Below are 26,267 nucleotides of genomic sequence, written 5' to 3' on the forward strand. Positions count from 1 at the left end.
CACCTGCTGCGCCTCGGTCCCCCCCCGCCCCCACCCCCGCCCCCCCCCCGCCCCCGCGGGGACCCGGCGCCGGCGTGCCGTCCGCACGCCGACAGAGCGCGGCAGTTGTCGCAGTGATCGGCGGGTGGGGGTGGATGTGCGGTGACGTCCCTTTCGACTTCGACCGTTGGAGGCACGGCGGTTGAGTCTGTCCGTGGGCGCGGACCGGGCGAGGGCACCGTCCGGGACGTCTTCCACCGGTTCAACGAGATCGGTCATGCCTGCCTGGACCCTCAGTGGGCGGGGGGCCAGGATGCTGTTGCCGCGCACTCGGACAATGACCGCCCTGGCTTGGCGGGCCAGCCGCCCGAGGTGTCTACGTGGTCACAGCACCAGGGTGCGTGTCGAGTCATGATCTAGTGGCGCAACAGCCAACGCCAGCGCGGCTGTTCGAGCACGACCGACGTCGCGGCCAGCGCGGTTGCGACGACCGCCGCCCACGTGGGCCACGCGCACCACGGCGCCACCGCCGCGGCGGCCACTTCGAGGAGCACGAGCAGGAGCATCGCTGCGCCGGGGATCGCGACCGGCGGGTCGAAGGGGCGGTCGCCGGGTGTTCCGACGACGGCCGGAAGCCCGATCAGCAGGACCAGCGCGGTGATCGCGACCGCCCAGTCGACCCGGTGCAGCGCCCACGGGGCGGCCGTCCAGCCGATCAGTTCGGTCAGGAACCGCAGCCCGGAGGCGGCGTTGGCGCGGTTCGGGGAGTCGGCGGCCTGGGTCATGACCCCTCCCCGGCATGGAGCGGCGCCGTGTCGGGCCCGCCGATGGCGGCCTCGGCCCGCACGCCGGCCCGCTCGGCCGGCAGGCCCATGGCCGGGCCGGCGAAGCCGACTTCGTCGGCGCGTTCCGACGCAGCCGCAGTGACCGTGGCCCGGTCGAGCCCGGCCCTAGGCACGGGCCGTCTCCAGGAATGAGCGCACCAGGCCGACCACGGGCGACGGGAACTGGACCTGCGGGTAGTGGCCCGCCCCCGGGAGCATCTCGAGCCGGCTGACGCCCTCCGGCAGCGCGGCCACGATGGCCTCGCCCTCGGCCTTCGGGTCACTCCAGTCGGGATCGAGGGTGCCCAGACGACCAGGACCGGGCAGTGCACGTCGCCGAGTTGGGCACCGCCGTCGGCGGCGCTGTTCATCTGCTTCTGCAGGGCCTTCATCCGGCCCGGCTCGTGCAGCACCGCGTCGGTGCGCTCGAGGCTCGCGGCCCGGTCCGCCGGGCGCGGCTCCGGGGTCGCGAGCTCCAGGTACTTCCGCCACTGCTGGTGGCTGCCGAGCATCGCGACGGCCGAGATCGCCTTCGCGGCGTTGCGGTAGCGGGACACGCCCAGGGCGTTCAGCGAGTACTCCACCTTGCGGGTGAACGGGGCCAGTTCGACGACGGCGCTCACGAGCGCCGGCGCCTTGGCAGCGGCGATCGTCACGGCACCGCCCGAGACGGAGTGGCCGACCAGCACCGCGGGACCACCGAGATGCTCGATCAGTGCGATCAGGTCGCCGGCGATGTCGGTACGGGTGCAGGACGGCCACGTCGCGGTCGGCTCTCCGCTGCCTCGCAGGTCCACGGCCGCGACCCGGTAACCGGCGGCCACCCACTCTGGGACCATGAACCGACAGGTGCCGCGGCTCTGGCCGATCCCGTGCGCACGCACCGTCAGCGGCCCGCAGCCGGTCACCTCGTAGGCGACAGTGCCGCCTTCCACGTCCAGGAACTCAGTCATGGCGATCTCCGTAGTTGATCTCGATAGCCACGGCAGCGGAATCAGCGGCCGGGCCCGGAAGCGGGCCGATCAGCGGCCGGGCAGGTTGTTCAGCGGCGCGGAGCGGCGCTCCAGGAGCTCGGCGTAGGTGCCGTCCCGCTCGGCCCAGCGCAGCGGCAGCGCGGCCTCGACGATGATCTCGGGGGTCGTGGGCTCCACGGCCAGCAGCTCCATCACCTCATCGAGGTATTCGTCGATCGGCACGGCCGCCGGGTTGAGCTTCGCCATCGCGGGGGTCGCGACGGCCGGCGGCACGAGCTCGGCCACCTCAACGCCGGTCCCGGCCAGGTGCGCCCGCAGCGACTCGGTGTAGGAGTGGACCGCGGCCTTCGTGGCGCCGTAGGTGGCCATGAGCGGGAAGGGCAGGAACCCGATTCCCGAGCTCACCGTGATGATCGTTCCGGCGCCGCGGCCGATCAGGTGCGGCGTGAAGGCGTCGATCGTCCGGATGGTACCGAGCAGGTTCGTGGCGACCATGTTCTCGGCGTCGGTGATGTGCGCGGGGTCGCGCAGGTCTTCGGTGAGCAGGACTCCGGACATGGTGACGACGACGTCGAGGTCGGGGTGTGCGGCGAGCACTTCGTCGCGGGCCCGCAGGACCGAGGTGGGGTCGGTGACGTCGAGCCGAACGGACTGCAGACCGTCCTGTGGCTCGGGCCGGCGCCCGCCGACGACGACCGTGTTGCCGTCCTTCGCGAACCGGTGCGCGAGTTCGAGCCCGATGCCAGAGGTGCCACCGACGATGAGCACTGTGCGATGGGTGAGCTTCACCAGAACCTCCTGTGACGTTCGGTAGTCGTCCAGCAACTACCGGATCTTCCGCAAGCAGGCTCGCTCACATGCCGTGGAACGAGAAAGGCCCTGCCGATCCGGGGTGTGCCAGGACCCTCTCTGCGACAGTCGGCCGCGGCTACCGTGGGAGGTATGCCTCAAGACGACGCGAACCGGCTGGGCCAGTACCTGCACGCCCGCCGCGACCTGGTCACGCCGCAGCAGGCCGGCATCCCCAGTGGCGCCAACCGGCGCGTCCCAGGGCTTCGCCGCGAGGAGGTCGCGATGCTTGCCGGCATCAGTGCGGACTACTACCTGCGGCTGGAGCGCGGAAGGGATCACAACCCCTCCCCGCAGGTGCTCCAGGCCATCGCCCGTGTCCTGCACCTCGACGACCTGGAAACCGAGTACCTGCTCGGACTCAACGGGCCCCGGCCGCCGGCCCGCCGCAGGCAGCGCGCGCCGCGCCTGCCCGCCCGGTTGCACCATCTGTTGGCGGCCGTGGACGTGCCGGCGTTCGTCGAGGACCGGCACTTCGACGTCCTGGCCTCCAACCAGCTCGCGATGGCGCTGTCGCCGCGGCTGCGGCCTGGCGCGAACCGGCTGCGCTCCCTGCTGCTCGACCCCGAGGAACGCCACTTCCAGCACGACTGGGAGGCGGCGGTCGTCGACTCCGTCGCGGCGTTTCGCCGTTCGGTGGACGACAGCGTCACCGACCAGCGCTCAGTCGAACTCGTCGGCGAGCTGTCCCTGGCCAGCAGCCGTTTTCGCACCCTGTGGGCACGGCACGACGTCAAAGCGCTCGGCTACACCAGCATCGTCAACCATCCGGTCGTAGGCGAACTGCACCTCAACCGCGAGAAGCTCGCCGTCGGAGACCTGTTGCTCGTGCTCTACTACCCGGACCAGGACAGCGACGCCGCCGAGAAGCTCCAGTTGCTGACCTCCCTCGCCCCGGCCGACGGGCAGCGGCCCGCTGCGTCCGTCGACCCGCCGACAGGCCGCGACGTCGACGCCTCCCAGCCATCGCAGGACAGTCGGGGCCGACACCGACCGTGACGCCACGCCCGCAAGGCCTGCCGCGGTATCGCCGCGCGGTACGACAAGACCCCGGAAGACAACCTCGCCCTCCCCACCTACGCGCCTCGGCGATCTGGATCAAAGACCTCACATCCACTGCCCACTGATCGCGACTCGGTGCACGCCCTAGGGGTGCCGGCCGGGATCATCCTCCCGGCGGGCGGGCGCCGTATCCAAGTGCGTCGGTCCGGCCGCGTCGGTGGCGCGCACCCAGGCGGCGAAGTCCTCGACCGCGTCGGTGACGGCGTGGAAACGGAGCGAGGGGAAGAAGTCGAAGTTGTGCTGGGTGCCCGGGAGTTCGGCGTAGACCACCGGCTGGGTGGAGACGCGCCCGACTTCGGACGCGAAGTGGCGGGCGTCCTCGACCAGGACCAGCGTGTCCAGTGTGCCGTGGACGACGAGGAACGGCGGGGCGTCGGGGTGCAGGTGCGCCAGCGGGGTGGAGTCGGCGCCGGCGTCGGCCTGCCCGTAGTAGCCGTAGAAGCCGATCGCCCCCGCCACCGGTGGGCCGGCCTCCTCGCCGTCCGGCTGCCCCGGTGCCGCGGATGCGGTGAGCGCGGCCGTGGCCGCCAGATGAGCCCCGGCGGAGCCCCCGGCGAGGAACACCGCCGACGGATCGGCTCCGTAGGCGGCGCCGCTGTCGCGCACCCACCGGATGACCTGCCGCACGTCGGCGAGCCGGTCGGCGTAGTCCAGTCGGCCGCCCAGCCGGTAGTTGGCACTCACGCACACCCAGCCCCGGCCGGCGAGCCGGTACAGGAGCGGGCGGGCACCGATCATCTTGCTGCCCATGCGGAAGGCGCCGCCGTGCAGGTAGACCAGGACCGGAGCGTTCGCCGTCCCTGCCCGGGGGACGTACACGTCCAGCAGGTGGCCGCGGCCTGCGTCGCCGTAGCGGAGGTTGGCCACCCGACGTACGTCGAACCGGTAGGAGATCAGGGGCAGCACCAGCAGGCGCACGATCGACCACAGGCCGCGGCTGTCGCGCGGCGCCACCGCCTGCGGCCCGAGTGCCTGTCGCAGTGCGGTGGTCAGCCGGGGCCGGGCGGTGCGGGCCCGCACCGCGAGCACCAGCAGTCCGGCCGCGGTGCCCGCGGCCGTGCCCGCGCCCAGCCACCACGACAGCGTTCCCGTCTCTCCGGCCAGCAAAGGCGGTAGCGCACCGGCAGCCAGCGCATACAGGGCGAGGAACGGCTGCTCGTTGATCAGGAAGGTGAGAAAGAAGCTGAACGTGAAGGGTGTGGTGCGCCGTGGTCGCGGCGGGCGCAGCGCGAGAAGGGTCATCAGCGTGAGCATCCCGCTGCTGCTGATCACCTGGGCGAACGGCACCGTGACTCCCCCTGCCGGCGCCACGGACCGCAAGACACCAGCCCGTCGGCCTGTGGGCACAGCTCATCAACGTGACGTGTACAAGGCGCAGGACAAACGTAGCACCGCGCCGTCGACTGTGTTGAGCCCCTTTCCTTGCGTGCCGCCGGCGGCGGTGTGATGGGGCTGCCAGGCACGGGCGCACTCCAGCAGACTCACGGAACCACGCCACGGCCCCTTGGCCCCTGACGCCCACGACCGACTGAGCGGTCCAGGCGGCCTCCCCCACGGCGACAGCCGGCAGGCAACCGGCCCCGGGAGGACGGCAAGTGCCTCGCGGGTGCCGTCTCCCTGCCGGCAGCGCTCCAGTACGGGCGCGAGGCGCCAAGTCAGCCCGACGTCTCCTCCCGCCGCCGGTCATCGCCGGCCGTGGCCGGGATGGCGTTGTCGATGAGGACGGCGGCGACGGCAGCGGCGGCGGGGAAGGCGTCGGCGTCGAGGACGCGGGTACGTGCCGCGGCGCCGTCGAGGAGCAGCGCGAGCTGCTCGCCGAGTTGTTCAGGGTCGGCGGCGCCGGCTTCGCGGGCCGCGTCGGCGAGCCGCGCGGCGACGGCCTTCTTGTAGTCGCGCGCGTACTGGGATGCCGGGTGCTGGGGGTCGTGGAGTTCGACGGCCGCCGCGATGTAGGGGCACAGAGGGGTGCCGGGGGCGATGTCGAAGGCGGCGAGGAGCCGTTCGCGGGGCGTGAGGTCGGTGCGGTCGAACACGTCGGACAGGACGGAGGGGTCGAACCGGCGCAGGTACTCGGCGACGAGTTCGTCCTTGCCCGCGAAGTGCTGGTAGGCCGTGCGCTTGGACACCTCGGCCGCCGCGCAGAGCTGGTCCATGCCGGTGCGGTTGATGCCCTGCTCGCGGAACAGCTGCTGGGACGCGCCGAGGATGCGTTCGCGGGCGCCCCGGCCGCGGCGGCGGCCCGTGGGGCCCTTCTCCAACTCCGTCATGGGTCCAGCGTACCGCAGTCGGGTAACGACCGGTGTACTTAGTTTGCGCCCCGGCCGACCGCCCCGTACCGTAAGCACACAGGGCGGTGTACATAACACCGTCTCCCCGGGCACGTACCGGCATCACCGACCCAAGGGAACGACTATGGGAAAGCTCGACGGCAAGGTCGCGGTCATCACCGGCGCCACCAGCGGCATGGCACTGGCAGGCGCGAAGCTGTTCGCCGACGAGGGAGCGCACGTCTTCATCACCGGCCGCCGCCAGGACGCCCTGGACGAGGCCGTGAAGAAGATCGGCCGCAACGTCACCGGCGTCCAGGGCGACGCCGCCGACCTTGACGACCTGGACCGCCTGTACGACACCGTCAAGCGTGAGAAGGGAAGCCTCGACGTGCTCTGGGCCAGCGCCGGCGGGGGCGAGCCCGCCCCGCTCGGCGAGATCACCGAGGCCCACTTCGACGCCGCGTTCCACCTCAACGCCCGCGGCACCCTGTTCACCGTCCAGAAGGCCCTGCCGCTCTTCAACGACGGCGGTTCCATCGTCATGACCGGCTCCAACGCCTCCCTCGGCGCGTTCCCCGGCTGGAGCGTCTACGCCGGCAGCAAGGCCGTCCAGCAGGCCTGGGCCCGCGTCTGGCTCAACGAGCTCAAGGACCGCCGTATCCGCGTCAACGTCCTGACCCCCGGCCAGGTCGCCACCGCCAAGCAGGAGGAGCTCTTCGACGAGGCCACCAAGCGGCAGTTCGAGTCCCTCATCCCCCGCGGCCAGATGGGCCGCCCCGACGAGATCGCGGCCGCCGCCCTCTTCCTCGCCTCCGACGACTCCAGCTACGTCAACGGCATGGAACTGGTCGCCGACGGCGGCACCACCGCCATCTGAGCCGGACAACACACAACCAGGGCAGGACATCCCATGAGCAGCATCAGCATCATCGGCACCGGGAACATGGCTCGCACCATCGGCGCGCGGGCCATAGCGGGCGGCAACACCGTCGAGGTCATGGGCCGCGACCGGACCAAGGCCGCCGACCTGGCCAACGCTCTCGGCGGCGGCACCACGACGGGGGAATGGGGTACCGCCCCGGCCGGGGACATCGTCATCATGGCCCTGCTGTACGACGGTGTCGTCCCGGCCGTCACCCGGTACGGGGACGCCCTCGCGGGCAAGGTCATCGTCGACATCAGCAACCCCTTCAACGCCACGTTCGACGGGCTGGCCCACCGCGAGGCGACCTCGATCGCGCAGGAAGCCGCCAAGGCGGCACCGGCCGGCGCCGGCGTGGTGAAGGCGTTCAACACCGTCTTCCGCCATGTCCTGGAGAAGGGCCGGCCCGACGTCTTCATCGCCGGCGACGATGCGCAGGCCAAGGCCGGCGTGGAGGCGTTCGTCAAGAGCCTCGGCATGCGCCCGCTGGACGTCGGGGGCCTGAAGATGGCGCACTGGCTGGAAGGAGCGGGCGTGGTCACGGTGGGCCTCGCCAACCACGGGGTGGGGAACCTGGACTTCGCCCTGAGCGTCACCGAACTTCCCGCCTGAGCGGGCGGTTGACGGGGCGTCTTCGGAGCGAGCGGCTGCCGATCAGGGGCGGAACCGGCGCGAGGGCGCGGTGTACGACGGACAGGGCTCCCGTGCCGTCGAGGGAGGTGCTCGGCGTCTCAGCTCGGCAGCACAGGAGCCCTGTTGGTTCACCGCCCTGCCGTGACCGCAAAAATGCCTGCGCTTTCGGCGGCAGCCCCTCCGTCCGACGTGAAGCGCAACATTCAGAGGTCTTTGGTACCCGGATGGTGGTGGCGAAGTTCGCCGAGTAGGCGCTCGTCGACAGCCCTGACATCCCACAGGGAACTGCCGCATGACCACGGCTCTGATCAGCTCACATGACGGATCGGACAGGCCAGAGCACACTTCCGTTCGCATCGCACTCCGTGAACTTGAGCAGCGCGAAACGCATGCGCTGCTGTTCCAGGGAGCGATCGACCCGGCCATCACCTTCGACGACGAACACGCCCCGGGACGGTGCCCGCCGGGCTCAGGCAAGAGCACCTCATGGACGATCCGATCAAGGTCGTCCTTGCGTCGTCGCCCTGCCCATGCGACAGCCGACGGTCGTCCGCAGTCTCTGCACCTGCCGGCTCGGTACGAGAGGCGTGGCCGCGTCGGTCAGGCGGCTGGAGAGGTATCTGCGGGAGACGGTGGCGGAGCTGTGAAATGGCGGCCCGGGGATCACGCCGTGCCCGGCCCCAGCCGCGCGACCGCCCTGACAGCGCCGCGCGTCCGCCCCGCACAGGCAGGGCGGGCGCCTACTCCGCCCAGTCACCAGAACTCACCGGGCCAGGCGGACGGCCGAGCCGACGGCGCGGTATCGAGTGGGCGCGGCGGCGGGTCGTCAGTGGCCGGCGCTCTGACCGCCGTCGACCGGCAGCACCACGCCCGTGACGAACGGCGCCTTCTCCAGGTAGATCACGGCGTCTGCGACGTCGCTGACCTCGCCGATACGGCCGACGGGGTGGAGGGAGCCGAGGAACCCATGAGTCTCGGCCGAGTGCATCGGGGTCCTGATCACGCCGGGGGACACGGCGTTGACGCGGATGCCCTGCTTGGCGTACTCGGTGGCCAGCGCCTTGGTCACCGACTCCAGACCCCCCTTGGTCAGCGATGCCATGGTGCCGTTGACGACTCCGATCGCGTGCTCGGCGTTGCTGGCCGTGATCTGGACGATGTGGCCGCCGCCCTGGTCGAGCATGTGTGGGACGACCGCCTGCGTGATGTGGAAGAAGCCGTGCAGGTTCACGGCCAGCAGCCAGGTGAAGTCGTCCTTGGTGAACTCGGTGAAGGGCTTGCCGACGAAGATCCCGGCGTTGTTGACCAGGGTGTCGATGCGCCCGAACCGCTCCACACCGGCGTCGACGACGCGCCTGCCGGTGGCCGGGTCGCCGATGTCGCCCTGGACGGTCAGGGTGCCCGGGTCGCCGGACGGGGAGATGTTCCGGGACGTGGCGACCACGTTGTAGCCGATCTCGCGGTAGGCAGCGACCAGACCGGCTCCGATGCCCTGTGACGCGCCGGTGACGACCGCGACCTTCCTGCTGTGCGTGCTCATGATCATCTCTTTCGTCGGAGGTGGTGCAGCGACCACGGGGCGGTCCAGAGGAAGGCCCTCGCTCGCTCACCTGCATGACAGGGAGCCCGTCCAATATGTGACATACGAGTCATAAGACGCGTTCCGATCTGTTGCCGCGCGGAGTGTGGGCCGCCGCGGCCCTGAGCGCGTGCCTGCACGCGTACTTGGCCGCGGGCGCGCTGCGGCCCGTCATCTGGACACCGCGCCGGGTGCCTCGATCCGGTCGTACGGGGTGCTGCGCACCTTGGTTGTACGAGGTGCAGTCCACCTTGCATGGACGACCACCTGGCTACGCGGCCTTGCATGGACGACCACCTGGCTACGCGGCGGGCGGTCCGCTCGTGAGCCAGTCGGTGTAGTGCACGCGGCCGATGCGCGCTCCTGGCGGGGCGATGATGGCGGTCTCGGGGACGGCGCCGAACAGGCCCGCCGACTCGTCCACCACGACGGTGCGTTCGTCACCGCGCGCCCGCAGGGTCATGCGGCCCAGTTCGTCCAGCGGGAAGACATCGGGTCCGGCGACGTTGACGGTGCCGTTGACGGGTGCGCCGGTCGCCACGTCGACCAGTGCGCCGACGACCTCGTCCACGGCGATCGGCTGCAGCCGGGTCGTGGGGAGGCGGACCACGTCACCGTCGCTGGTCCACGACATGATGGGCTCCACGAACTCCATGAACTGGGTGGCCCGTACGACCGAGAAGGGAATCGGGCCCGACCCGATCAGATCCTCCTGCAGGACCTTGGCCTTGTAGTAGTCGGCTCCCGGTACCCGGTCGATCCCGACGATCGACAGCAGGACGATGTGGCCGACGCCCGCCCTGTCGGCGGCGGCGAGAAGGTTCAGCGTGGTGCTGCGGAAGAACGGCGAGGCGGCCGCGTCGAAGGACGGTGCGTCGATGGTGAGCACGACGACGTCGACCGAGCGGAGCGCGTCCGGCAGTCCCGCGCCGGTCAGGAGGTCGAGCCCCGTGGACCTGCCGTGGGGCGTCGCCTCGTGCCCCGTGGATCGCAGTTTTTCCACGAGCCTCGCCCCGACGAAGCCGGTGCCACCGATCACGGCTGTCTTCATTCCTGCGCCCCCTGGTGAGTGACCTGTGCTCCCGACCGTAGGTCGGCGCGGTCCCGGTCGCCGCCAGGGCTACGCCGTGCGGGCGGGCCCCGCCGTTCCCCGGCGTGCCGTTCACAGGGGCGCGGACCGCCTCGGTGATCTACCGGTCGTCGGTCTTGAGGGCGGCCCCGGTGTCGGAGACGAAGACGACCAGGAGCCTGGCCGCCTTGGTCGGGCTGGTGTTCTCGGTCAGGAGGTGATGGGCGCCCGGCTGCTCGACCCAGTTCTGCCCCTGGTGGTAGGTGGTCACCGGCTTGCCTTCGAGCTGACTGCGTACGGTGCCTTCGAGGACGTAGGCGTAGACGAACGCCTGGCCGTGCCGGTGCGGCGCGGCGCGCGCGTCGGGCGGGAGGTCGACGATCGCCGCGGTGAACGTCTTGCCCTTCACCGTCGGAAGAGCCTGCTGCAACAGCAGCTCAAGGTGATCGGTGGGGCGTGTCGATGCCGCGGCCACCCCCGCTCCCTCGGCACGCGCACTCGCATCCAGGCTTGCGCACGCGGTGGCCGTGCTCAGCGTGGCGACTGCCAGCAGTCCACCGGCGATCCGTAGTCCGATCATGATCGGTCTCCTGTCCGGTCTGCGGTTTTGCTGATGCTCGTTCGCCGGGAGTGTGGCCGACGCGGGCGGACGCGGAGGGTGCCCGGCTCACGGCCGCGCGGTGTCGTCGTCCCCGGCCGCGTGGGAACGGGCGGGGGTGCAGGGGGTTCTCCGCGCCGGGGAGGCATGACGGCCGTGCGAGGCGGCGCTCCCGCTTGTGCTCGCGGACGTGGGACACCTCCGGCGGGTCCCGAGCATCTCCAGCTTAGGAGGCCTGTCGCGACCCGGCACCGGCTGCGGCCGCGCTCTGCGCCGGGGCACCGCGACCGGCGGCCGGCCCGCGTCCGGCAGCCGACGCCGTTCCGTCGCGGGCCGTCAGGCGGCCCGCACGATCATGTCGACGAGGGTTCTGGCGGCGGTCCGCAGTCGCTCAGGATCCTCGTACACGCTCTCCACGACGACGTTTCCGCGGGTCGCGGTGACCAGGACGCGGGCCGCGTCGACCGGTGGGACCGTCAGTCGGCCCGCGGCGTCGTCCTGGGAGAGCCGCTGGGTGAGGACGCCCTCCAGACCGTCCAGCATGCCGCGCAGTGCGGCCCGGATGGGTTCCGTCCCGGCCCGGGTGTCGGTCGCCGTCCTGGTCGACAGGCAGCCGCGGGCGGGGGTCCCCGCGGTGATCGAGTCGATCGTGAAGTCGAAGAAGTCCAGCAGTGCCTGCCGCAGGTCCGGATGGGTCAGCCGGGCGGCGGCGTCGGCGAGGAAGGCGCGCTCGTAGTCCTGGAAGACGCGCAGGAACAGCGCTTCCTTGTCGCGGTAGGCGTTGTAGAGCGAACCTCGCTGCACGCCGGTCGCCGCCGCCAGGTCGGCCATCGAGGTGGCGCCGTAGCCCTGACGCCAGAAGACGTCCAGGACCTGCTCCAGCGCCTGCTTCTCATCGAACTGACGTCGACCTGCCATGGCGCCAGGCTAATTCATCTTTGACGTACCCGTCAAAGTTTGCAACCCTGTCAAACATGACAGGGCTGTCAAAGATGTCGGCCCTGCGGCCCCACCCTCGACGGAGGCCGCTCCGCTCGCAGAAACCGGATCCTTCGCATGTCCACCTCCTCCATACGGCAGGTCCCGCCCTGGCGCGCCATCTCGGCAGGCGCTTCGGCAAGCTTCGTCGGCATCGGCCTGGCCCGCTTCGTCTACACCCCCCTGCTGCCCGAACTGATCCGCGACCACTGGTTCTCGCCGACCGCCGGCGCCTACCTCGGCGCCGCCAACCTCGCGGGCTACCTGATCGGCGCCCTGACCGCCCGCCGCGTCGAGCGCCTGCTGGGAGACCCCCGGGCGCTGCGCTGGTCGATGGTCCTGGCGACCCTCTCCATCCTGGCCTGCTGCGTTCCGGTCTCGGTGAGCTGGTTCTTCCTGTGGCGCCTCGCCTCGGGGCTGGCCGGCGGCATCATCATGGTCCGGGTGGCGGGCGCCGTCCTGCCGTATCTGCCGGACCGCCGTCGCGGCCTGGCCGGTGGGGCCGTCTTCCTCGGGCTGGGTCTGGGCATCGCCGCGACGGGCACGCTGATCCCTCTCCTGCTCGACCACGGCCTGCGAGCGACCTGGATCGGGCTCGCCGTCCTGTGTGCCGTCCTCACCGCCTTCAGCTGGGGCGGCTGGCCGACCCCCGCCGCGGCGCCGTCCGCCGTCGCGGCGCCGTCCGCCGTCGCGCAGGGGGCGCCTCGGCGCAGGCCGGTGCGCCGTGCCGCCGGCTCCCTCCGGCTGAACCTGGCCCTCGGGCAGTACGGCCTGCTCTGCGTCAGCCTCGTGCCGACCATGGAGTTCCTCGTGGACTTCGTCTCCCGCGGCCTCGGCGAGGGAGCGGGACACGGCGCCCTGGTCTGGATCGTCTACGGCCTCGGCGCGATCGCCGGCCCCACCGCCTACGGACTGCTCGCGGACCGGATCGGCTTCGCGGCGACCATCCGCCTCACCTCCGTCGTGCAGGCCGGCGCACTGGTCGGGCTCTGCACCGTGCCCGGCCTGATTCCGATCATGCTGCTCAGCGCGGTCATCGGCTCCTTCCCGCCCGGCATCGTCCCCGTGTTCCTCGGACGCGTGCATCAGCTCGTGCCCCGGCGCCCCGAGGCGCAGGCCGCGGCCTGGAGCAGGGCCACCGTCGTCTCGGCCCTGCTGCTCGCCCTGTCCTCCTACGGCTTCTCCTACCTCTTCGACCGCAGCGACGGCGAGCACCGTCTGCTGTTCGTGCTCGGCGTCTGCGCCGTGGCCGCCGGACTCCTCCTGGACGGTGCCGGCCACCTGGCCCGCTCCCGGCCGACCGTGCGGGAAGCGGGCGCCGGGCAGGCGGCCGAGCTGGTCAGGCGGTAGAGGCCGTGCCTCACCACTGGCATCGTGAACACAGGACCCTCACCGCCGCGAACCCGGCAGGACCCACCCACAAGGCCGACGGGAACGCTGCCCGCGTCGAAAGGAGTGCCGGGTCGATGACGACCATGCGTGCTGTACGAGCCCACAAGCGGGGCGGCCCGGAACAACTGGTGTACGAGGACGCGCCACGCCCCGTGCCCGCCGCGGGCGAGGTGCTCGTGTCCGTGCACGCCGCCTCCGTCACGAACGGGGAACTCGCCTGGGACGCGACCTGGACCGACAGTTTCGACGGGAGCGGCAGCGACCGGACGCCGATCGTCCCGTCGCACGAGGTCAGCGGTGTCGTGGCCGAACTCGGTCCGGGGGTCACCGGTCTGTCCGTGGGAGACGGGGTGTACGGACTGATCCCGTTCACCCGCGACGGAGCCGCCGCGGATTTCGTCGCCGTTCCCGTGGACGCCCTGGCGGTCAAGCCGTCCCGGCTCACCCACTGCGAGACGGCCGCCGTCCCGCTGGCCGCCCTCACGGCCTGGCAGGCACTGGTCGGCAGGGCCTCGCTGACATCGGGGCAGCACGTCCTGATCCACGGCGGCGCCGGAGGCGTCGGCTCCTTCGCCGTGCAGATCGCAGCGGCGCTCGGCGCGCGGGTGACGGCAACGGCGTCCGCGCGGAACCGTGAATTCGTCTCGGGGCTCGGCGCCGACCGGGTCATCGACTACGCCGGCGAGCGCTTCGAGGACCATGTCGACGGCGCCGACGTGGTGCTGGACACGGTGGGCGGCGACACACAGGCCCGCTCGTGGTCCGTTCTGCGCCGGGCCGGCACCCTGGTCAGCATCGTGCAGCCGCCGAACCCCGATGACGCCGCCGCGCGTGGGGCTCAGGGGGTGTTCTTCGTGGTGGAGCCCGACCGTGCCGGCCTGGAGGCGATCACCGCACTGATCGACGACGGCCGGCTCACGCCGGTCGTGGACCGTGTGGTCCCGCTGTCCCGGACCCGTGCCGCCTACGAGGCCCTGCAGTCGGAACACCCGCGCGGGAAGATCGTGATCCAGGTGACCGAGGACGACGCGGACGGCGCCACCGCCTGACCGCAGATCTCGCGGGTCACCGGACCGACCGGTGACCCGCGAGGTTCTCCCGGCACCTGGACCGGCACCGCCGACGGCGGTGATCAGGCGTCTCGACGGTCTACCGCTGGTACGCCTGTGCGACCTTGGCGGTGTCCTCGTACAGGTACAGCTTGGCGACCCTGTCGCCGACGACCTGCAGATGCATGGCGACGGGCATCTGGTACCTGCGGCCCGTACTCCTCGCGGTCCGGGTGAACTCGCCCAGGAGTACGGCGTGTTCGCCTTCCACGATCAACGCCTGGACCTTGTCGACCTTCTCCTGCGGCACGATGTTCTCGCCCAGGACCCTGAGATAGCCGGCGACCTCGGCCCGCTGCGTGCGTCGCCCCGTCCAGGGCAGTCGATCAGCCCCCGGGACGCACCAGTCGATCTTCGCCGTGCGGGCAGGAGGGCATGCAACCGGATCACAACGGGGCATATGTGCCTCACCGTCGTGACCGCGTCAAACACATATGGACCGAACGATCAAGAAGTGATGCTTGGGCTGTCGTCCGGGTGCCCCGGCGTGGTTGAGCCGCGTTGTCCTTCCTGATGGGCAGGGCTAGCGTGGAAACGGACGTCATATGCCGTGGGGCCGGGACGCCGCGCAGGGGAAACCAGCTTCGAGCTCCGCGACGGCCGCCCCCGGCCGAACACATGGCACCGGCAGGTGGGCGGATCTGACGCAGATCAGCGCCGGAGGGTGCAGGAGGTTGACGTGCTTCCCACGCGACACAAGTCAGCGACCATCAAGGGGCAGAAGGTCTTCTACCGAGAAGCGGGCCCCAGCGACGCGCCGGTCGTGCTGCTGCTCCACGGATTCCCGAGCAGCTCACACATGTTCCGCCATCTCGTCCCCGCACTGGCAGACGACTACCACGTGATCGCCACCGACCATATCGGGTACGGCCATTCGGCCATGCCCAAGGTGGACGAGTTCGACTACACCTTCGACAACCTGGCAGGTGTCACCGCCGGGCTGCTGGATCACCTGGGGATTCGGCGCTTCGCCATCTACGTGCACGACTACGGGGCACCGATCGGCTGGCGCCTGGCGCTCAGCCCTTCCTTCGACGTCAGCGCGATCATCACGCAGAGCGGGAACGCGTACATGGAGGGTTTCACCAAGCCCTTCTGGGACGACCTGTTCGCGTACGCCACCGAACCCGGCCGGGACACGGAGCCGGGTGCCCGGGCCAAGTTCAGTCCCAGTACCACGCGTTGGCAGTACGAGAACGGCGCGTCCGACACCAGCCTCGTCAGCCCCGACACCTGGATGTTCGACCAGCTCCTGCTGGAACGGCCCGGAAACGACGAGGTGCAGCTCGCCCTGTTCCGCGACTACCCCACGAACATCGAGGGCTACCCGAAGCTGCAGGAGTACTTCCGTACCAGTCAGGTGCCGCTGCTCGCGGTCTGGGGCGAGCGGGACGAGATCTTCGGGCCGGACGGCGCGCGAGCGTTCTCGCGCGACCTGCCCGAGGCCGAGGTCCACCTGCTGCCCGCCGGCCACTTCGCCCTCGAGACACACCTGGACGCCATCAGCGGGTACATCCACGGCTTCCTCGGCCGCGTCCTCACCTAGGTGGGGCGTCTGTCACCTCAGCAGGGAGAGATCGACCGTGTTCGCCAGTGCCTGCATGCCGGCCTCGTTGGGGTGGATGTGGTCGCCGGAGTCGTAGGCCGGGTTGAGGGCGGCGGGATCGGCCGGGTCGGCGACGGCCCTGTCGAAGTCGACCACGCCGTCGAAGGCCCCGCTGGTGCGGATCCACTGGTTCGCCGCCTGGCGGATCGCCTCCGCGGCGTCGGAGTAGTAGCCGTTGCCCCTGTCGGGCAGCATGGTGCCGCCGATGATCCGGACCCCTGCGGCGTGCGCCTGCCGGATCAGGTCACGGTAGCCGTCGATCAGGTCCTGCGCGGTCAGTGGCGCGCCGCCGGGACCGGCGTTGTTGCCGATGTCGTTGATGCCCTCCAGGAGGATCACGTCCTTCACTCCCGGCTGGCCGAGCGCGTCATGGGCGAAGCGCTTCTTCGCACTGACGCCCTGCCAGATGTTGGGGACGTCCGTCAGGACGCGGTTGCCGCCTATGCCGGCGTCGACGACGGCCGTCGGGGCGGTACCGGCCAACCGCCTGGCCAGGTCGTCGGGCCAGCGGTGGTAGGCCCCCGCAGGGGTGTTGTAGCCGTCGGTTATCGAATCTCCGAAGGCCACCACGGTTCCGCGGGCACGTGTCGGGACGACGTCGATCCCGGACAGGTAGTACCAGGAGGTCCGCGCCGCGACAAAGGACGCGTCGGACGCCTCGGCGGTGTGGTCGCCCGGCCCCGACAGGTAGCTGGTGTCGAAGGCGTCGGAGTGCCACGTGGCGGAACTGGTCGCATGGGGCAGGTAGATGCTGACCAGGATGCTCTGGTCGGCCTTGACGTGCATCGCCACCGGGTCGCTGACCACTTCCCCGCCGGTGGGGACGGTCACGGACCTGCGGTGGTCGAAGGCGACCGGGAGCAGTGACCCGGCGACGGCCGTCGCCCGGCCGGCCTGCGCGCCGACGGTGACGTGTGCCACCGTCAGCGGGATGGTGCCGCGCAGGTTGGACAGGTGGATGCGCAGCGCGCCGCCGTCGACGGTGGAGTGGGCGACCATCCGGATGGTCTGGTCGTTGAAGTTCGGTCCGCCGGCCGTCATGCTCGGCGACCAGGCGGCGACCCGGCCCTGTGGTGCCTGGGCGTGCGACGCGGTGGAGTCGGCTGCCGGTGGGACGGCCGTTCGGCCTGTGGCGAGGTGCGCGCCGGTGAGCAGCGCGACGACCGTGGCGGGTGCCGTCAGCACGGCGAGCAGCTTACGTCTGGGTGCGGAGAGCATGGGTGTTTCCTTTCTCCCGGCGCACGGCCGGCCCCGATGGCGGTGAGTTGCCTGTGATCGCGGTCCGCGGTCAGTTCAGGGTGAAGCCGTCCACCAGGAGGTAGTCGCCGCCGGCCTTGGTGAGGGTCAGCGTGTGGGTGCCGGCGGGCAGGTTCGCGACCGTGTACACGCTCTGCTGGGCGTGTCGTTGCGGGGTGTTGGCGCTGACGGTCGTCCGGGGGGCGCCGTCCAGGGTGACGGCGATGTCGCCCTCGTCCGAGTTCGTCTCGGTGAGGAAGCTGATCCCGGTGCCGGTGAAGGTGATCGTCGCGGCGGCGCCGTCGTGCTGGGCGTAGTGGACGCCGTCGTCGAGGTCGCCGTAGCCGCGGGAACCGCTGGAGGACCAGCTGCCGGTGTAGGAGATCCGCAGGTCGTCGTCGTCGACGGTCCGGCCGGGGAGGGTGCCGGGTCCCGCGGCCTTGATGATGGCCTTGGCCGCCGGCGGCCAGTTCCCGTCGGTCACCACGGTGGCCTGCTGGAACGTGATGTCGGTGCCGTTGTTGTTGTAGGAGGCGGTGTCGCTGTAGTTGTCGTGGATCGTGTCGTCGTGGATGCTCGGCGTCCACAGGTTCGTCCAGAGCGACCCGTTGGCGAAGCGCACGACGTTGTCGTGGGTGTTCCACAGCGAGCTGCCCTCGTCGTGGTAGATCATGTTGCAGCCGTCGATGCACTCCGAGAGCACGTTGCCGGCGAGTTCCGAGGCTGCCGACTGGCCGCCGAGGGTGTAGATCGGACCGCCGTCGAAGAGCGCGCCCATGACGCTGTGCACGTGGTTGCCGAGGATCTTGTTGCCGCCGGCGTACGTGGTGCCGTGCAGGCAGGGGTCGGGCAGACCCTGCTTGGCCTGCAGTGTGCAGTTCGACGCCCATCCCCAGCCCCAGCCGACGGACATGCCGGAGTACGGGGTGTAGCCGATGTCGTTGTGGGAGACGGTCGTCGCCCTGGTGTGGCCGACCCAGACGCCGACCGCGTCCTGGTACTCCTGGCCGGGGAACTGCACGGTGTTGCCGGAGACGGTATTGCCGCTCGTCATGAGGGCGGGGTCGGTCTGGTAGTAGTCGTCCACCTCGCCGACCGAGATGCCGGTGCCGGAGGTGTCGGTGACGGTGCCGTCCTCGACCGTGGAGTTCTGTGTCTGGTCGGCCAGGTCGATACCGCTGGTGCCGGTGTGCTGGACCACGTCGCCGGAGAAGGAGATCCGTGTGCCCCGGTGCACCTGGACCGCCGCGGGGATGCGGATGGGTGTGCGGGTGGCGGGGTCCCAGATCACCCCGGCCTGGTTGTCCACGTAGCCCTCGGCGGACGGGGCGTTCCACGTGGTGTAGGCGAAGGTGAGTCCGGAGAAGACGAGGTCGTGCACGGGTGCCACGACGTCGGGGATCACGGTGAACCCGTCGACGAGCAGGTAGGTGCCGCCGGTCTTGACCAGACGCAGGGTGTGCTTGCCCTTGGGCAGTCCGGTGACGGAGACCATGGCCTGCTGGGCGAGGCGTTCCGGGCCGTTCCCGGAGACCGTCGAGACCTTCTTGCCGTCGATGTACACGTCGGCGGTGCCCTCGTCGGAGTTGGTCTCGGACAGCACCTGGATCCCGGTGCCGGTGAAGGTGTAGGAGACCGCGTCACCGTCGTTGGAGGTGTAGTGCACGTCCGCGTTCAGGTCGCCGAGGTGCCGCCCGTCGGAGTATCCCCAGCTGCCGGTGTAGTCCGCCCGCCAGTCGGTGTCGTTGACGGGGGCCAGGTGTCCCGGGGTGCCCGAGGCGTCGACGAGTTCGGGCGCCACCGGCAGTTCGACGTCCGCCGTCGCCAGGTTCTCGCCCGCGCGCGGCACGTAGTAGAGGTAGCCGGCGGCCTCGTCGAGGTAGAACTGGCCTGGTGTGCCCAGGAGTTGGTAGGCGTTCTCCAGCCAGCTGACGCCGTCCATGGTCGGCAGTCCGGCGCCGTTGAAGGGGAAGCTCGGGTTGGGCACCGCGTTGTGGTTGTTGTTCCAGCAGCCGGGATCGACGGTGAGGTCCGAACCGCCGGACGCGGAACGGGTGATGGACGCCAGCGGGCAGCGCATCTGCTTCCAGCCGCTGTTGCGGACGACCTCGACCTGGGCGGGGTTCGTCCACGTGGTGTACGACGAGTCGGCGGTGGTGAAGCCGGTGGCGGTGACCGAGAACCCCGCCGGGTTGCGTGGCCCGCGGGCCCGGTCGGCGCGTGTTCCGTTGACGAACAGCTCCCGGCCGGCGGCGCCCGCGGGCACCCGGGCCCGGTAGATGTTCTTCGCGGCGTCGACCCGCGTGAAGCCGGTGATCCGGGTCGCGCCGCTGAGCACCGGCGTCTGCCCCGCGGCCGCCCGGTACACCACCGGGTGGCCGGGCCGCCCGGAGTCCTGGACGCCGAGCCGGAAGGGAGCGGAGAGCCGGTAGGTACCGCCCTCGAGTTCGACCACGACGTCGCCGGCGGCGTGCGGGACGAGAGATCTCGCGCGGTCGCGAGCGGTTTCCAGACCGCATGGACTGCGGTCACTGCATGCAGAACCACGCCCGTCGGGCGCGACGTGCAAGGTGTCCGGCGCGTGAGCGGACGCGTCGGCGGCGACGGCTTCGGGCGGGCCGCCGGTGAAACCGAGACAAGCCACGGCGGTAGCAAGGCACGCGGCGACAACGGTGCGCATGGTCGATCTCCCACAGGACGAGCGATGGCCCAGACATCCGATGAATGTACGGAACAGTGGGCCCAAGTCCTAGATCTGGGACGGAAATTATCTGCCGCCATCCGATCTCTCTGCGAGAGTGCGGCAATGTGGCCGCCGACAGGGTCGCCCGAACGGTCCGTCCGGGGGCGGGTGGCCTCCGGACGGACCGTTCAACCTCAGGTGTGAACCGTGGCGGTGTGTCAGCGCAGGCCGAACGCCCGGATCACCGTCTGGTGCACCGCGTTGCCCGCCGAGTCCCGGGCGCTCGCCCTGAGCGACACGTAGGACGCCTTCTTCGGCGCGTCCAGGCGGAACCGCCCGGCGTGGTCACCGGTGACCCGGTGCCACGTCGTGCCGTCGTCGTAGGACATCTCCAGGGTGACCGCGCCGAGCCGGCCGGCGCCGACGGCGCCCGGTAGCTGAGCGGCGGTGGCGGACAGGGAGTCGTGCCGTCCGGCCCGCCCGGCCGAGTCGGTGCCGACCTCGTAGTCGATCTGCACCAGCGGCAGCACCGCGGCGGAGCCGTCCGCGGCCGCCTTCGAGGTGAAGTCCCACTCGGTGCGCGTGCTGGAGGAGTACGGGGTGAACGCCACGTCGCGCTTGCTGGTGACGACCAGCCGGTACGGGAGACTGCCGGCGGCGGGTGCGTCGCCCGAGACGTTCGTGAAGGTTCCCGTGCCCAGCTGCGTGGTGCCCTGGTAGAGGGTCTGGCGCTGCTCGGTCACCGGGTCCATCTGGCTCATGCCCACGTGGTCGTGGCTGCCCCAGGCCGGGGCGTCGATGTAGAGGTGGTCACCCGTGCGCGTGGGCAGACTGTAGACGTCGTTCAGGTAGGGCCGCTCGATCGGCTTGAACCACTCCTCCGACCGGGTGCTGCCGGCCCGGTAGGACGTCTTGGGGCCGGCTTCGAAGACCAGGCCGTCCGCATACGCGCTCTGGCTCCAGCTGTTGAAGCCCCCGGTGGAGACCCAGTCGGTGCGCTTGCCTCGTACCGGCTCCGGCATCATCTCGCCGATGGCCCAGTTGTTGTAGGCGGGCCAGTCGAACCGGAACTCGCCGCCGGTGGTGCCCGGGGCGGGGCTGTCGAAGGTCTCGTCGATCCGGGCGAGGTTCTTGGCGCTGCCCTGCACCACCAGGTGGGCGGGGATCTCGTTGTGCCAGGTCCGGTCGAGGTCGTAGACGTACGGGCTCACGGGCGCGGATCCGACCGTGACCGTGGCGCCCCGGGTCTGGGCCTGGCGTACGAGCCTCTCGCCCTCGTCGGTGCTGAGCAGGCCAACGTCGAGCCGGACGGGCGTCGAGCTGAACGGCGCGTTGTAGGAGCGGAAGCCGCGGCCGTCCACGTTGTTCACGACCAGCATGAGCTTGGCACCCGCGGCCACTGCGGCAGCCGCCTGGTTCCTGTCGGACACGTCGTCGTTACGGCGTACCACCACGGCCTTGCCGCGCACGTCGAGGTGGGCGTAGTCGGTGGTCGCGCCCTGGCCGGCGAAGACCAGCGGGAGCTTGGCGGTGCCCTTGGGCAGGGGGGTGACACCGTCCTGGCGCAGCACGTCGGTGAAGTCGGTCGTCCTGGTGGAGACGGACAGCGCGGGCTGCTCCTTGCGCCAGCGGGCCGCCAGGTAGAAGTCGCCGTGGGTGACCTTGTGGGTGGTCGGCTGGGCCCAGAGGCTGTCGTAGTTGGTCTGGGTCTCCATGTAGTCGCGCCAGACCTGACCACCCATCAGCCGGGTGTAGTCCAGCCGCTGGTAGGTCGTCTCGGTCCGCTGGGGCGTGGTCATGTCGATGCGGCCGATCCTGGACGCGTCGAGCGTGACGGTGGTGTCGCGGTCCATGCGGACGTCGGGGTCGCCGAGCAGCGCCATGCCCCAGGAGTGGGGTCCGTGGACGCCCTGCACGGTCTTGAAGGACAGCACCGAGTACACGTCGTTCGGCAGGTACATCTGCGCCATGCCGGATTCGTCGATCTCGACGAACATCGGGGAGTCGTCACCGGACCTGAGGAGTTCGACCACGCCGGGCATGGGCCGGCCCTGGGCGTCCTTGAACTTCATGGTCAGCTTGTGCTCGACGTCGCCGAGGGAGACGGCGGTGTGTGCGGCGACCTCGCCGGCCGCCGTCTTCGCGAGGACCTGGCCGGTGTACCGGCCGTCGGTGGTGACGCCCGAGCCGTCGATCGTCACGGTGACACCGGCGGTACCGTGTGCCGGCACGGTCACCTGCGAGGCGGAGAGCCGGAACACACCGGCGGGGGCGTGTACCGCCTCGACGCTCAGCGCGAGGGTGACGGGCCTGTCCGTGGTGTTGGTGTACGTCACCGGGCGCTGCACGCCGCCGGCGGGACTCTGCGGAACCTGCGCGGCGTACGCGGTCGCCGTCGCGAAGACTCCCGCGTGCGAGGCCGCGGCGACGTCGAGACGGCCGCTGCCCGCCTGGAAGGCGTCGTACTGCGGGGTCTGCCGGGAGCTGCTGGTGAGCAGGTCCTTCAGCTGGCTTCCGGTGAGGTCGGGATGGGCGGCGGCCATCAGCGCGGCGGCGCCCGCCACGTGGGGCGTGGCCATGGAGGTGCCGCTCATGGTCTGGTAGGCACCCTCGCCGTTGCCGTCGAACTGCGAGTTGGCCGCGAGGATGTCGACGCCGGGGGCGGTGATCTCCGGCTTCAGCGCGCCGTCGACGCGCGGGCCCTGGCTGGAGAACTCGGCCACGGAGTCGCTGGAGTCGACGGCACCCACGGTCAGCGCGTCGCTCGCCGCGCCCGGTGCGCCGATGGTGGCGGGCGCCCCGGAGTTGCCCGCGGCGACGACGAACAGCGCGCCGGTCTCGGCGCTGAGCGTGTCGACGGCCTGGCTGAGGGGGTCGGTCCCGTCGGACGGCTGACCGTCGCCGAGGCTCATGTTGATGATCTTGGCGTGCTGGTCGACGGCGGCCCATTCCATGCCGGCCAGGACCCAGGAGGTCTGACCGGAGCCGGTGTCGTCCAGCACCTTGCCGATGTCGAGACGGGCGCCGGGGGCGACACCCTTCTCCTTGCCGTCGGAGGCCGCGCCGGTACCGGCGATGATGGACGCGACGTGCGTGCCGTGACCGACGTGGTCGTCCGTGTTCTCGTCCGGTACGAAGCTCTGGCGGTCCGCCACGCGGTCCGCGAGGTCCGGGTGTCCCGCGTCGACGCCGGTGTCCAGGACGGCCACGTCCACGCCCTGTCCGGTGTTGCCGTTCGCCCAGACCTGGGGGGCACCGATCTGCGCCGTGCTGTCGGCGAGGTCGGCGTGGACGAGGCCGTCCAGCCAGATGTGCGCGATCCCGTCGGCGAAGGCGGGTGCGGCGGACTGCTTGCGGACGCCGTCGGCCGACGGTGTCGCGGTCACGGACTTCCAGAAGTCCGCGGCGTGCGCGCGGTCCGCGGTGAGGGCGGCGCCGTTGATGCCGTCGAGGGTACGGACCCGGGTGGTCCCGTCGGGCAGGGCGGCGGCCTTGGCGCGGGCGTCGGATGCGTGGGTGTAGGAGACGATGAGTGGCAGCCGGTCGCGGTGCGCGTCGTCGTACCTGTCGGCGATCATGGCCGTGATGTTGAACAGCTGCCGGTCCAGGATGCCCTTGGCGACGAACGGCAGCACCGACTCGGGGAACACGTAGAGGTCGTCGCCCGAGGTCAGGACGTGGGTCTGCACCGGGCGCCCGTCGGCGCCGCGGACGCTGACGACGCCTCCGGTCCCGTTGCCGGTGCTCGGGCTCTGCCGGGTGGTGACCACGTCTCCGGTGATCAGCGTCACGGAGTGGTCGCCCGCGGGCACCCGGTCGGACGTGGAGGCGGTGGACAGGGATGCGCTGGGCAGGTGGTCGGCGGCGGGACGGGCCGCCGAGGACGCGAAGGCCGTCGCGTCGCAGGGGCCGGACAGCGCCAACGCCAGGGCGCCGGCGGCAACCGGCACACTCCAGCGTCTGTGGTGGTGCGCTTTCACAGGGTCTCTCCCGGCTCGCGGTCGGGCAGAGCACGTTTGTCCTCTGCCCTCCAAGTGGCGCCGCCTGACCGGTCGTAGGCACCGAGGGTGCTCGGAAACCGTCCACAGGTGGCGTGAACGTTCAGAGTGAAAGCTTGTGAACGGCGAATGTCTAGATCACACTCGTGTCGTACATCGCCAGTTGGCGATTCGCGCCACGGCCGTCCCGGCAGCTCGACGGACGGCGATCGCTGGGAGGGCAACCGGTGCTGAGCACCCTGGGGATCAGCGAGTTCGACGAACGGGTCTACCGCGTCTACCTCACCACGTCGGACCGGACGGCGGCCGAGATCGCCGAGAACCTGGGCACCACGCCCAGCCGGATCAGGCGCACGGTCTCCCGGTTGGTGGAACTGGGCATGCTGAGAAAGGAAGGACCCGGCCAGTACCGGCCGGTCAGCCCGCACACCGCGCTCAGGGCGCTGCTCGCCAGACGCCGGGCCGAGACCGAGGCGGCGTTCACCGCCGTGTGGGGCACCGTCGACGACCTGGCGGACGACTACCGCGCCCATCGGCTGCAGGAGGATCCGACCGGACTGGTGGAGGTGATCACCGGCGAGGCGGAGATCACGCTGCGCGTCGCCGAACTGATGCAGTCGGTCCGCACCCATTTCTGGGTGCTCGACCGGCCTCCCTATCTCGGTCCCTACAGCACCGAGTTGGAAGAGGCCCTGACGATGGACCTGCTGGGCCGCGGCGTCGACATACGGTCGGTCTACACCCAGGAGGCGCTGGCACAGCCCGGCCGGTTCGAACTGATCACCCACCTCGCCCAGATCGGCGAGCAGGCCCGCATCCTGCCGGCCCTGCCCTTCCGGCTGCGCATCATGGACCGGCGCGTCGCCCTGGTCGCGCTGGTCCCGGGCCGCTACGACAGGATCGCCGTCGTCCACCAGTCGGGCCTGCTCGACGCGCTCCTCGAGTTGTTCGACTCCTACTGGCAGCGTGCGCAGTCCCTCGTCGCGACGGCGCCGGCGACGCCCGACGGGCCGAGCCCGCAGGACCTCCTGCTGCTGAAGATGATGCAGGCGGGTTACAAGGACCACGCGATCGCACGGCAGTTGGGGACGAGCGCGCGCACGGTGACCCGCCGGATCGGGGCGATCGCCTCCGGCCTCGGCCTCGAAACCCGCTTCCAGGTGGGTGTCGAGGCCGCCAAGAGGGGCTGGATCTGAGACCCGTGCGCCGGCCGGCCACGGCGGCGGGGGCCGGCGGCGGCCGGTCGTGGCGGCACACGCCCAGGTCGTAGTGCCACTCGCGGACCGAGTCGTGACGTTCGCCCCGGATGGTCCAGCTGCGGCGCACCTGGCAGCGGAGCCCGCCGTATCTCTGCTCGAATCCTTCCCTGCGGATGACGAGCATCAGGGGTGGGGGGGGGATCGACCGGCCAACGCGGTCAGGGAGTCGCAGGAACTCCGTGGAGAGTCGGGGTTCCTGCCGATGTTCGCGCCGACCCGTTCGTTCGAGCAGACTCCGGGCACGGGCGGAAAGAACGCCGGGGCCGTCCAGGATGTGCATCCTGCATTTCTTTTTTCCATGTCAGGGTGTGGAGTCGTGGACCCTTACGGTACCGGGTCGAGTGCGGTGCCATGACGAGCCCTTGACCCGCCCGCGAAACCCGGCACACCTCGGTCGGCCGCGGCGACATGCTCCGGCTGGACCACGTCGGTCAGCCGTTGCCCCTGTGCCGGGCCTGATGCCTGCGGCGCACCGTCGAGCAGGTCGTGCCGGAACATCAGCTCGAACATGCCGCGCCGTTCCAGCGCGTACCCGATGTACGCCCGCGAGAGGGCCTCCAACTGGCCGCGCGGTGTGGCCGCTTCGGCGACCGCGGCCGTGAACCGGGTTCCGAGGTCCTCGAATCCGTGACGCGCGATGGCCGAGAGCTGCGCGTCGTGCGTGGGGAAGTACCGACGCGGCGCTCCGTGCGACACCCCCGCGCGACGGGCGATGTCCCGCAGGCCCACGGACGGAGAGCCCTCGGTCAGCACGAGTTCGACCCCGACATCGATCAACCGCTCGCGCAGCGACCCCTCAGCAGTCATGGACAGTGTCCACCACCTCGCATAGACACTGTCTGCCAACTCCAGTAGGTGATCAACTCCGTGTGGCGGCGCCGCCTCGGCCCGCTCGCAGACAACGGGCGTGCCGACCGTGGCTCCCCGAGGGCCTGCGCAGTCGGCTGGCCCGTATGTTCCGCGGTGCCATCGAACTGTCCGGCGGTGAATGGCAGAAAGTGGGTCTGGCCCGCACGCACTGGCGTAGTTCAACATCACAGGCGGACGGGTTCCTCATCGCGGACGAGCCGACGTCCGCCCTTGACCCAGCAGCAGAGATCGCAGCCTTCGACCGCATCCGGCGCCTGGCCGCGCCGGACCGGGCCGTCGTCCTGGTCACCCACCGCATGTCCGGCGTCCGCCGCGCCGACCACATCTACGTCCTCGACACGCCCCGGCCGTGACCGTCCCGAACCCTGCCCCGCCCA

General features: G+C 70.8%; 21 protein-coding genes and 4 pseudogenes. 9 read left to right on the top strand and 16 right to left on the bottom strand.

The window, feature by feature from the left end; all coding sequences use genetic code 11:
• Nucleotides 1–210: 210 nt before the first annotated feature.
• A pseudogene (locus AB0472_RS25425) lies at nucleotides 211–291 on the top strand (helix-turn-helix domain-containing protein); the annotation flags it as partial.
• 104 nt (nucleotides 292–395) lie between these two features.
• On the opposite strand, the gene AB0472_RS25430 reads toward AB0472_RS25425, so the two are convergent.
• The 4 genes and pseudogenes from AB0472_RS25430 to AB0472_RS25445 form a co-directional block, all read right to left on the bottom strand.
• Entirely contained in the window at nucleotides 396–764 is a 369-nt protein-coding gene (locus AB0472_RS25430) for a hypothetical protein (protein WP_366359274.1), read from the bottom strand.
• A complete protein-coding gene (locus tag AB0472_RS25435; RefSeq protein ID WP_366359276.1) occupies nucleotides 761–937 on the bottom strand; it encodes a hypothetical protein in 177 nt (58 codons plus the stop codon). The genes AB0472_RS25430 and AB0472_RS25435 overlap by 4 nt, the downstream gene beginning before the upstream one ends.
• Nucleotides 930–1,756: pseudogene (locus AB0472_RS25440) on the bottom strand (alpha/beta hydrolase). The gene AB0472_RS25435 and the pseudogene AB0472_RS25440 overlap by 8 nt, the downstream one beginning before the upstream one ends.
• Before the next feature lie 69 nt (nucleotides 1,757–1,825).
• Nucleotides 1,826–2,566, bottom strand: a complete 741-nt coding sequence (locus AB0472_RS25445) for an SDR family NAD(P)-dependent oxidoreductase (protein WP_366359278.1) — start codon at nucleotides 2,564–2,566, stop codon at nucleotides 1,826–1,828.
• A gap of 153 nt (nucleotides 2,567–2,719) precedes the next feature.
• Here AB0472_RS25445 and AB0472_RS25450 point away from each other — a divergent pair, with 153 nt between their 5' ends.
• Nucleotides 2,720–3,625: a helix-turn-helix transcriptional regulator gene (locus AB0472_RS25450; RefSeq protein WP_366359280.1), complete on the top strand. Its 906-nt coding sequence runs from the start codon at nucleotides 2,720–2,722 to the stop codon at nucleotides 3,623–3,625.
• A 147-nt stretch (nucleotides 3,626–3,772) separates the two neighbouring features.
• Here AB0472_RS25450 and AB0472_RS25455 read toward each other — a convergent pair whose 3' ends face one another.
• Nucleotides 3,773–4,975, bottom strand: coding sequence for an alpha/beta hydrolase (locus tag AB0472_RS25455; protein WP_366359282.1), 1,203 nt, complete (start codon nucleotides 4,973–4,975; stop codon nucleotides 3,773–3,775).
• Between the two features lie 368 nt (nucleotides 4,976–5,343).
• The gene (locus AB0472_RS25460) at nucleotides 5,344–5,955 is read right to left on the bottom strand and encodes a helix-turn-helix domain-containing protein (protein ID WP_366359284.1); all 612 of its coding nucleotides are present in this window, start codon (nucleotides 5,953–5,955) and stop codon (nucleotides 5,344–5,346) included.
• Nucleotides 5,956–6,100: 145 nt separating this feature from the next.
• Between AB0472_RS25460 and AB0472_RS25465 the strand changes: the two genes are divergently transcribed.
• Nucleotides 6,101–6,835 carry an SDR family oxidoreductase gene (locus AB0472_RS25465; RefSeq protein ID WP_366359286.1) on the top strand — a complete coding sequence of 245 codons (735 nt, stop codon included), beginning with the start codon at nucleotides 6,101–6,103 and terminating at the stop codon, nucleotides 6,833–6,835.
• A 33-nt stretch (nucleotides 6,836–6,868) separates the two neighbouring features.
• Complete coding sequence (locus AB0472_RS25470) at nucleotides 6,869–7,492, top strand: NAD(P)-binding domain-containing protein (protein ID WP_366359288.1); 624 nt, start codon at nucleotides 6,869–6,871, stop codon at nucleotides 7,490–7,492.
• Nucleotides 7,493–7,826: 334 nt separating this feature from the next.
• On the opposite strand, the gene AB0472_RS25475 is transcribed toward AB0472_RS25470, so the two are convergent.
• The 5 genes from AB0472_RS25475 to AB0472_RS25495 form a co-directional block, all read right to left on the bottom strand.
• Nucleotides 7,827–7,958, bottom strand: a complete 132-nt coding sequence (locus AB0472_RS25475; protein ID WP_366359290.1) for a hypothetical protein — start codon at nucleotides 7,956–7,958, stop codon at nucleotides 7,827–7,829.
• 381 nt (nucleotides 7,959–8,339) lie between these two features.
• Entirely contained in the window at nucleotides 8,340–9,053 is a 714-nt protein-coding gene (locus AB0472_RS25480) for an SDR family oxidoreductase (RefSeq protein ID WP_366359292.1), read from the bottom strand.
• A gap of 340 nt (nucleotides 9,054–9,393) precedes the next feature.
• Nucleotides 9,394–10,143 carry an SDR family oxidoreductase gene (locus AB0472_RS25485; protein ID WP_366359294.1) on the bottom strand — a complete coding sequence of 250 codons (750 nt, stop codon included), beginning with the start codon at nucleotides 10,141–10,143 and terminating at the stop codon, nucleotides 9,394–9,396.
• Between the two features lie 139 nt (nucleotides 10,144–10,282).
• Nucleotides 10,283–10,741 carry a cupin domain-containing protein gene (locus AB0472_RS25490; RefSeq protein ID WP_366359297.1) on the bottom strand — a complete coding sequence of 153 codons (459 nt, stop codon included), beginning with the start codon at nucleotides 10,739–10,741 and terminating at the stop codon, nucleotides 10,283–10,285.
• Nucleotides 10,742–11,095: 354 nt separating this feature from the next.
• On the bottom strand, nucleotides 11,096–11,677 hold the full coding sequence (locus AB0472_RS25495) for a helix-turn-helix domain-containing protein (protein WP_366359299.1): 582 nt from the start codon (nucleotides 11,675–11,677) through the stop codon (nucleotides 11,096–11,098).
• A 138-nt stretch (nucleotides 11,678–11,815) separates the two neighbouring features.
• On the opposite strand from AB0472_RS25495, the gene AB0472_RS25500 reads away from it, so the two are divergent.
• On the top strand, nucleotides 11,816–13,087 hold the full coding sequence (locus AB0472_RS25500) for a YbfB/YjiJ family MFS transporter (RefSeq protein WP_366359301.1): 1,272 nt from the start codon (nucleotides 11,816–11,818) through the stop codon (nucleotides 13,085–13,087).
• 116 nt (nucleotides 13,088–13,203) lie between these two features.
• Nucleotides 13,204–14,178 (top strand): NADP-dependent oxidoreductase, encoded by a 975-nt coding sequence (locus tag AB0472_RS25505; protein ID WP_366359303.1) that lies wholly within the window; start codon nucleotides 13,204–13,206, stop codon nucleotides 14,176–14,178.
• A gap of 100 nt (nucleotides 14,179–14,278) precedes the next feature.
• On the opposite strand, the gene AB0472_RS25510 is transcribed toward AB0472_RS25505, so the two are convergent.
• Entirely contained in the window at nucleotides 14,279–14,638 is a 360-nt protein-coding gene (locus AB0472_RS25510) for a nuclear transport factor 2 family protein (protein ID WP_366359305.1), read from the bottom strand.
• Between the two features lie 279 nt (nucleotides 14,639–14,917).
• On the opposite strand from AB0472_RS25510, the gene AB0472_RS25515 reads away from it, so the two are divergent.
• Nucleotides 14,918–15,784, top strand: coding sequence for an alpha/beta hydrolase (locus AB0472_RS25515; protein ID WP_366359307.1), 867 nt, complete (start codon nucleotides 14,918–14,920; stop codon nucleotides 15,782–15,784).
• Nucleotides 15,785–15,796: 12 nt separating this feature from the next.
• On the opposite strand, the gene AB0472_RS25520 is transcribed toward AB0472_RS25515, so the two are convergent.
• The 3 genes from AB0472_RS25520 to AB0472_RS25530 form a co-directional block, all read right to left on the bottom strand.
• Complete coding sequence (locus AB0472_RS25520) at nucleotides 15,797–17,062, bottom strand: SGNH/GDSL hydrolase family protein (protein WP_366359309.1); 1,266 nt, start codon at nucleotides 17,060–17,062, stop codon at nucleotides 15,797–15,799.
• Between the two features lie 70 nt (nucleotides 17,063–17,132).
• Nucleotides 17,133–19,535, bottom strand: a complete 2,403-nt coding sequence (locus tag AB0472_RS25525; protein WP_366359311.1) for a hypothetical protein — start codon at nucleotides 19,533–19,535, stop codon at nucleotides 17,133–17,135.
• Between the two features lie 446 nt (nucleotides 19,536–19,981).
• Complete coding sequence (locus AB0472_RS25530; RefSeq protein ID WP_366359313.1) at nucleotides 19,982–23,713, bottom strand: S8 family serine peptidase; 3,732 nt, start codon at nucleotides 23,711–23,713, stop codon at nucleotides 19,982–19,984.
• Nucleotides 23,714–23,988: 275 nt separating this feature from the next.
• Here AB0472_RS25530 and AB0472_RS25535 point away from each other — a divergent pair, with 275 nt between their 5' ends.
• Nucleotides 23,989–24,957: a helix-turn-helix domain-containing protein gene (locus AB0472_RS25535; RefSeq protein WP_366359315.1), complete on the top strand. Its 969-nt coding sequence runs from the start codon at nucleotides 23,989–23,991 to the stop codon at nucleotides 24,955–24,957.
• A 537-nt stretch (nucleotides 24,958–25,494) separates the two neighbouring features.
• Here the strand turns inward: AB0472_RS25535 and AB0472_RS25540 are convergent.
• A pseudogene (locus AB0472_RS25540) lies at nucleotides 25,495–25,827 on the bottom strand (TetR/AcrR family transcriptional regulator); the annotation flags it as partial.
• A 113-nt stretch (nucleotides 25,828–25,940) separates the two neighbouring features.
• Between AB0472_RS25540 and AB0472_RS25545 the strand changes: the two are divergent.
• Nucleotides 25,941–26,228, top strand: a pseudogene (locus AB0472_RS25545) (ABC transporter ATP-binding protein); the annotation flags it as partial.
• Nucleotides 26,229–26,267 lie beyond the last annotated feature (39 nt).

This window comes from Streptomyces sp. NPDC086777 (assembly GCF_040702065.1).
Lineage (GTDB): Bacteria > Actinomycetota > Actinomycetes > Streptomycetales > Streptomycetaceae > Streptomyces.

Excerpts from the sequence above, each read along its gene's own strand:
- AB0472_RS25460 (WP_366359284.1), bottom strand. The coding sequence starts at position 5,955 with ATGACGGAGTTGGAGAAGGGCCCCACGGGCCGCCGCCGCGGCCGGGGC.
- AB0472_RS25430 (WP_366359274.1), bottom strand. The coding sequence starts at position 764 with ATGACCCAGGCCGCCGACTCCCCGAACCGCGCCAACGCCGCCTCCGGG.
- AB0472_RS25520 (WP_366359309.1), bottom strand. The coding sequence starts at position 17,062 with ATGCTCTCCGCACCCAGACGTAAGCTGCTCGCCGTGCTGACGGCACCC.
- AB0472_RS25465 (WP_366359286.1), top strand. The coding sequence starts at position 6,101 with ATGGGAAAGCTCGACGGCAAGGTCGCGGTCATCACCGGCGCCACCAGC.
- AB0472_RS25495 (WP_366359299.1), bottom strand. The coding sequence starts at position 11,677 with ATGGCAGGTCGACGTCAGTTCGATGAGAAGCAGGCGCTGGAGCAGGTC.
- AB0472_RS25510 (WP_366359305.1), bottom strand. The coding sequence starts at position 14,638 with ATGCCCCGTTGTGATCCGGTTGCATGCCCTCCTGCCCGCACGGCGAAG.
- AB0472_RS25485 (WP_366359294.1), bottom strand. The coding sequence starts at position 10,143 with ATGAAGACAGCCGTGATCGGTGGCACCGGCTTCGTCGGGGCGAGGCTC.
- AB0472_RS25500 (WP_366359301.1), top strand. The coding sequence starts at position 11,816 with ATGTCCACCTCCTCCATACGGCAGGTCCCGCCCTGGCGCGCCATCTCG.
- AB0472_RS25480 (WP_366359292.1), bottom strand. The coding sequence starts at position 9,053 with ATGAGCACGCACAGCAGGAAGGTCGCGGTCGTCACCGGCGCGTCACAG.
- AB0472_RS25490 (WP_366359297.1), bottom strand. The coding sequence starts at position 10,741 with ATGATCGGACTACGGATCGCCGGTGGACTGCTGGCAGTCGCCACGCTG.
- AB0472_RS25505 (WP_366359303.1), top strand. The coding sequence starts at position 13,204 with ATGACGACCATGCGTGCTGTACGAGCCCACAAGCGGGGCGGCCCGGAA.
- AB0472_RS25450 (WP_366359280.1), top strand. The coding sequence starts at position 2,720 with ATGCCTCAAGACGACGCGAACCGGCTGGGCCAGTACCTGCACGCCCGC.
- AB0472_RS25470 (WP_366359288.1), top strand. The coding sequence starts at position 6,869 with ATGAGCAGCATCAGCATCATCGGCACCGGGAACATGGCTCGCACCATC.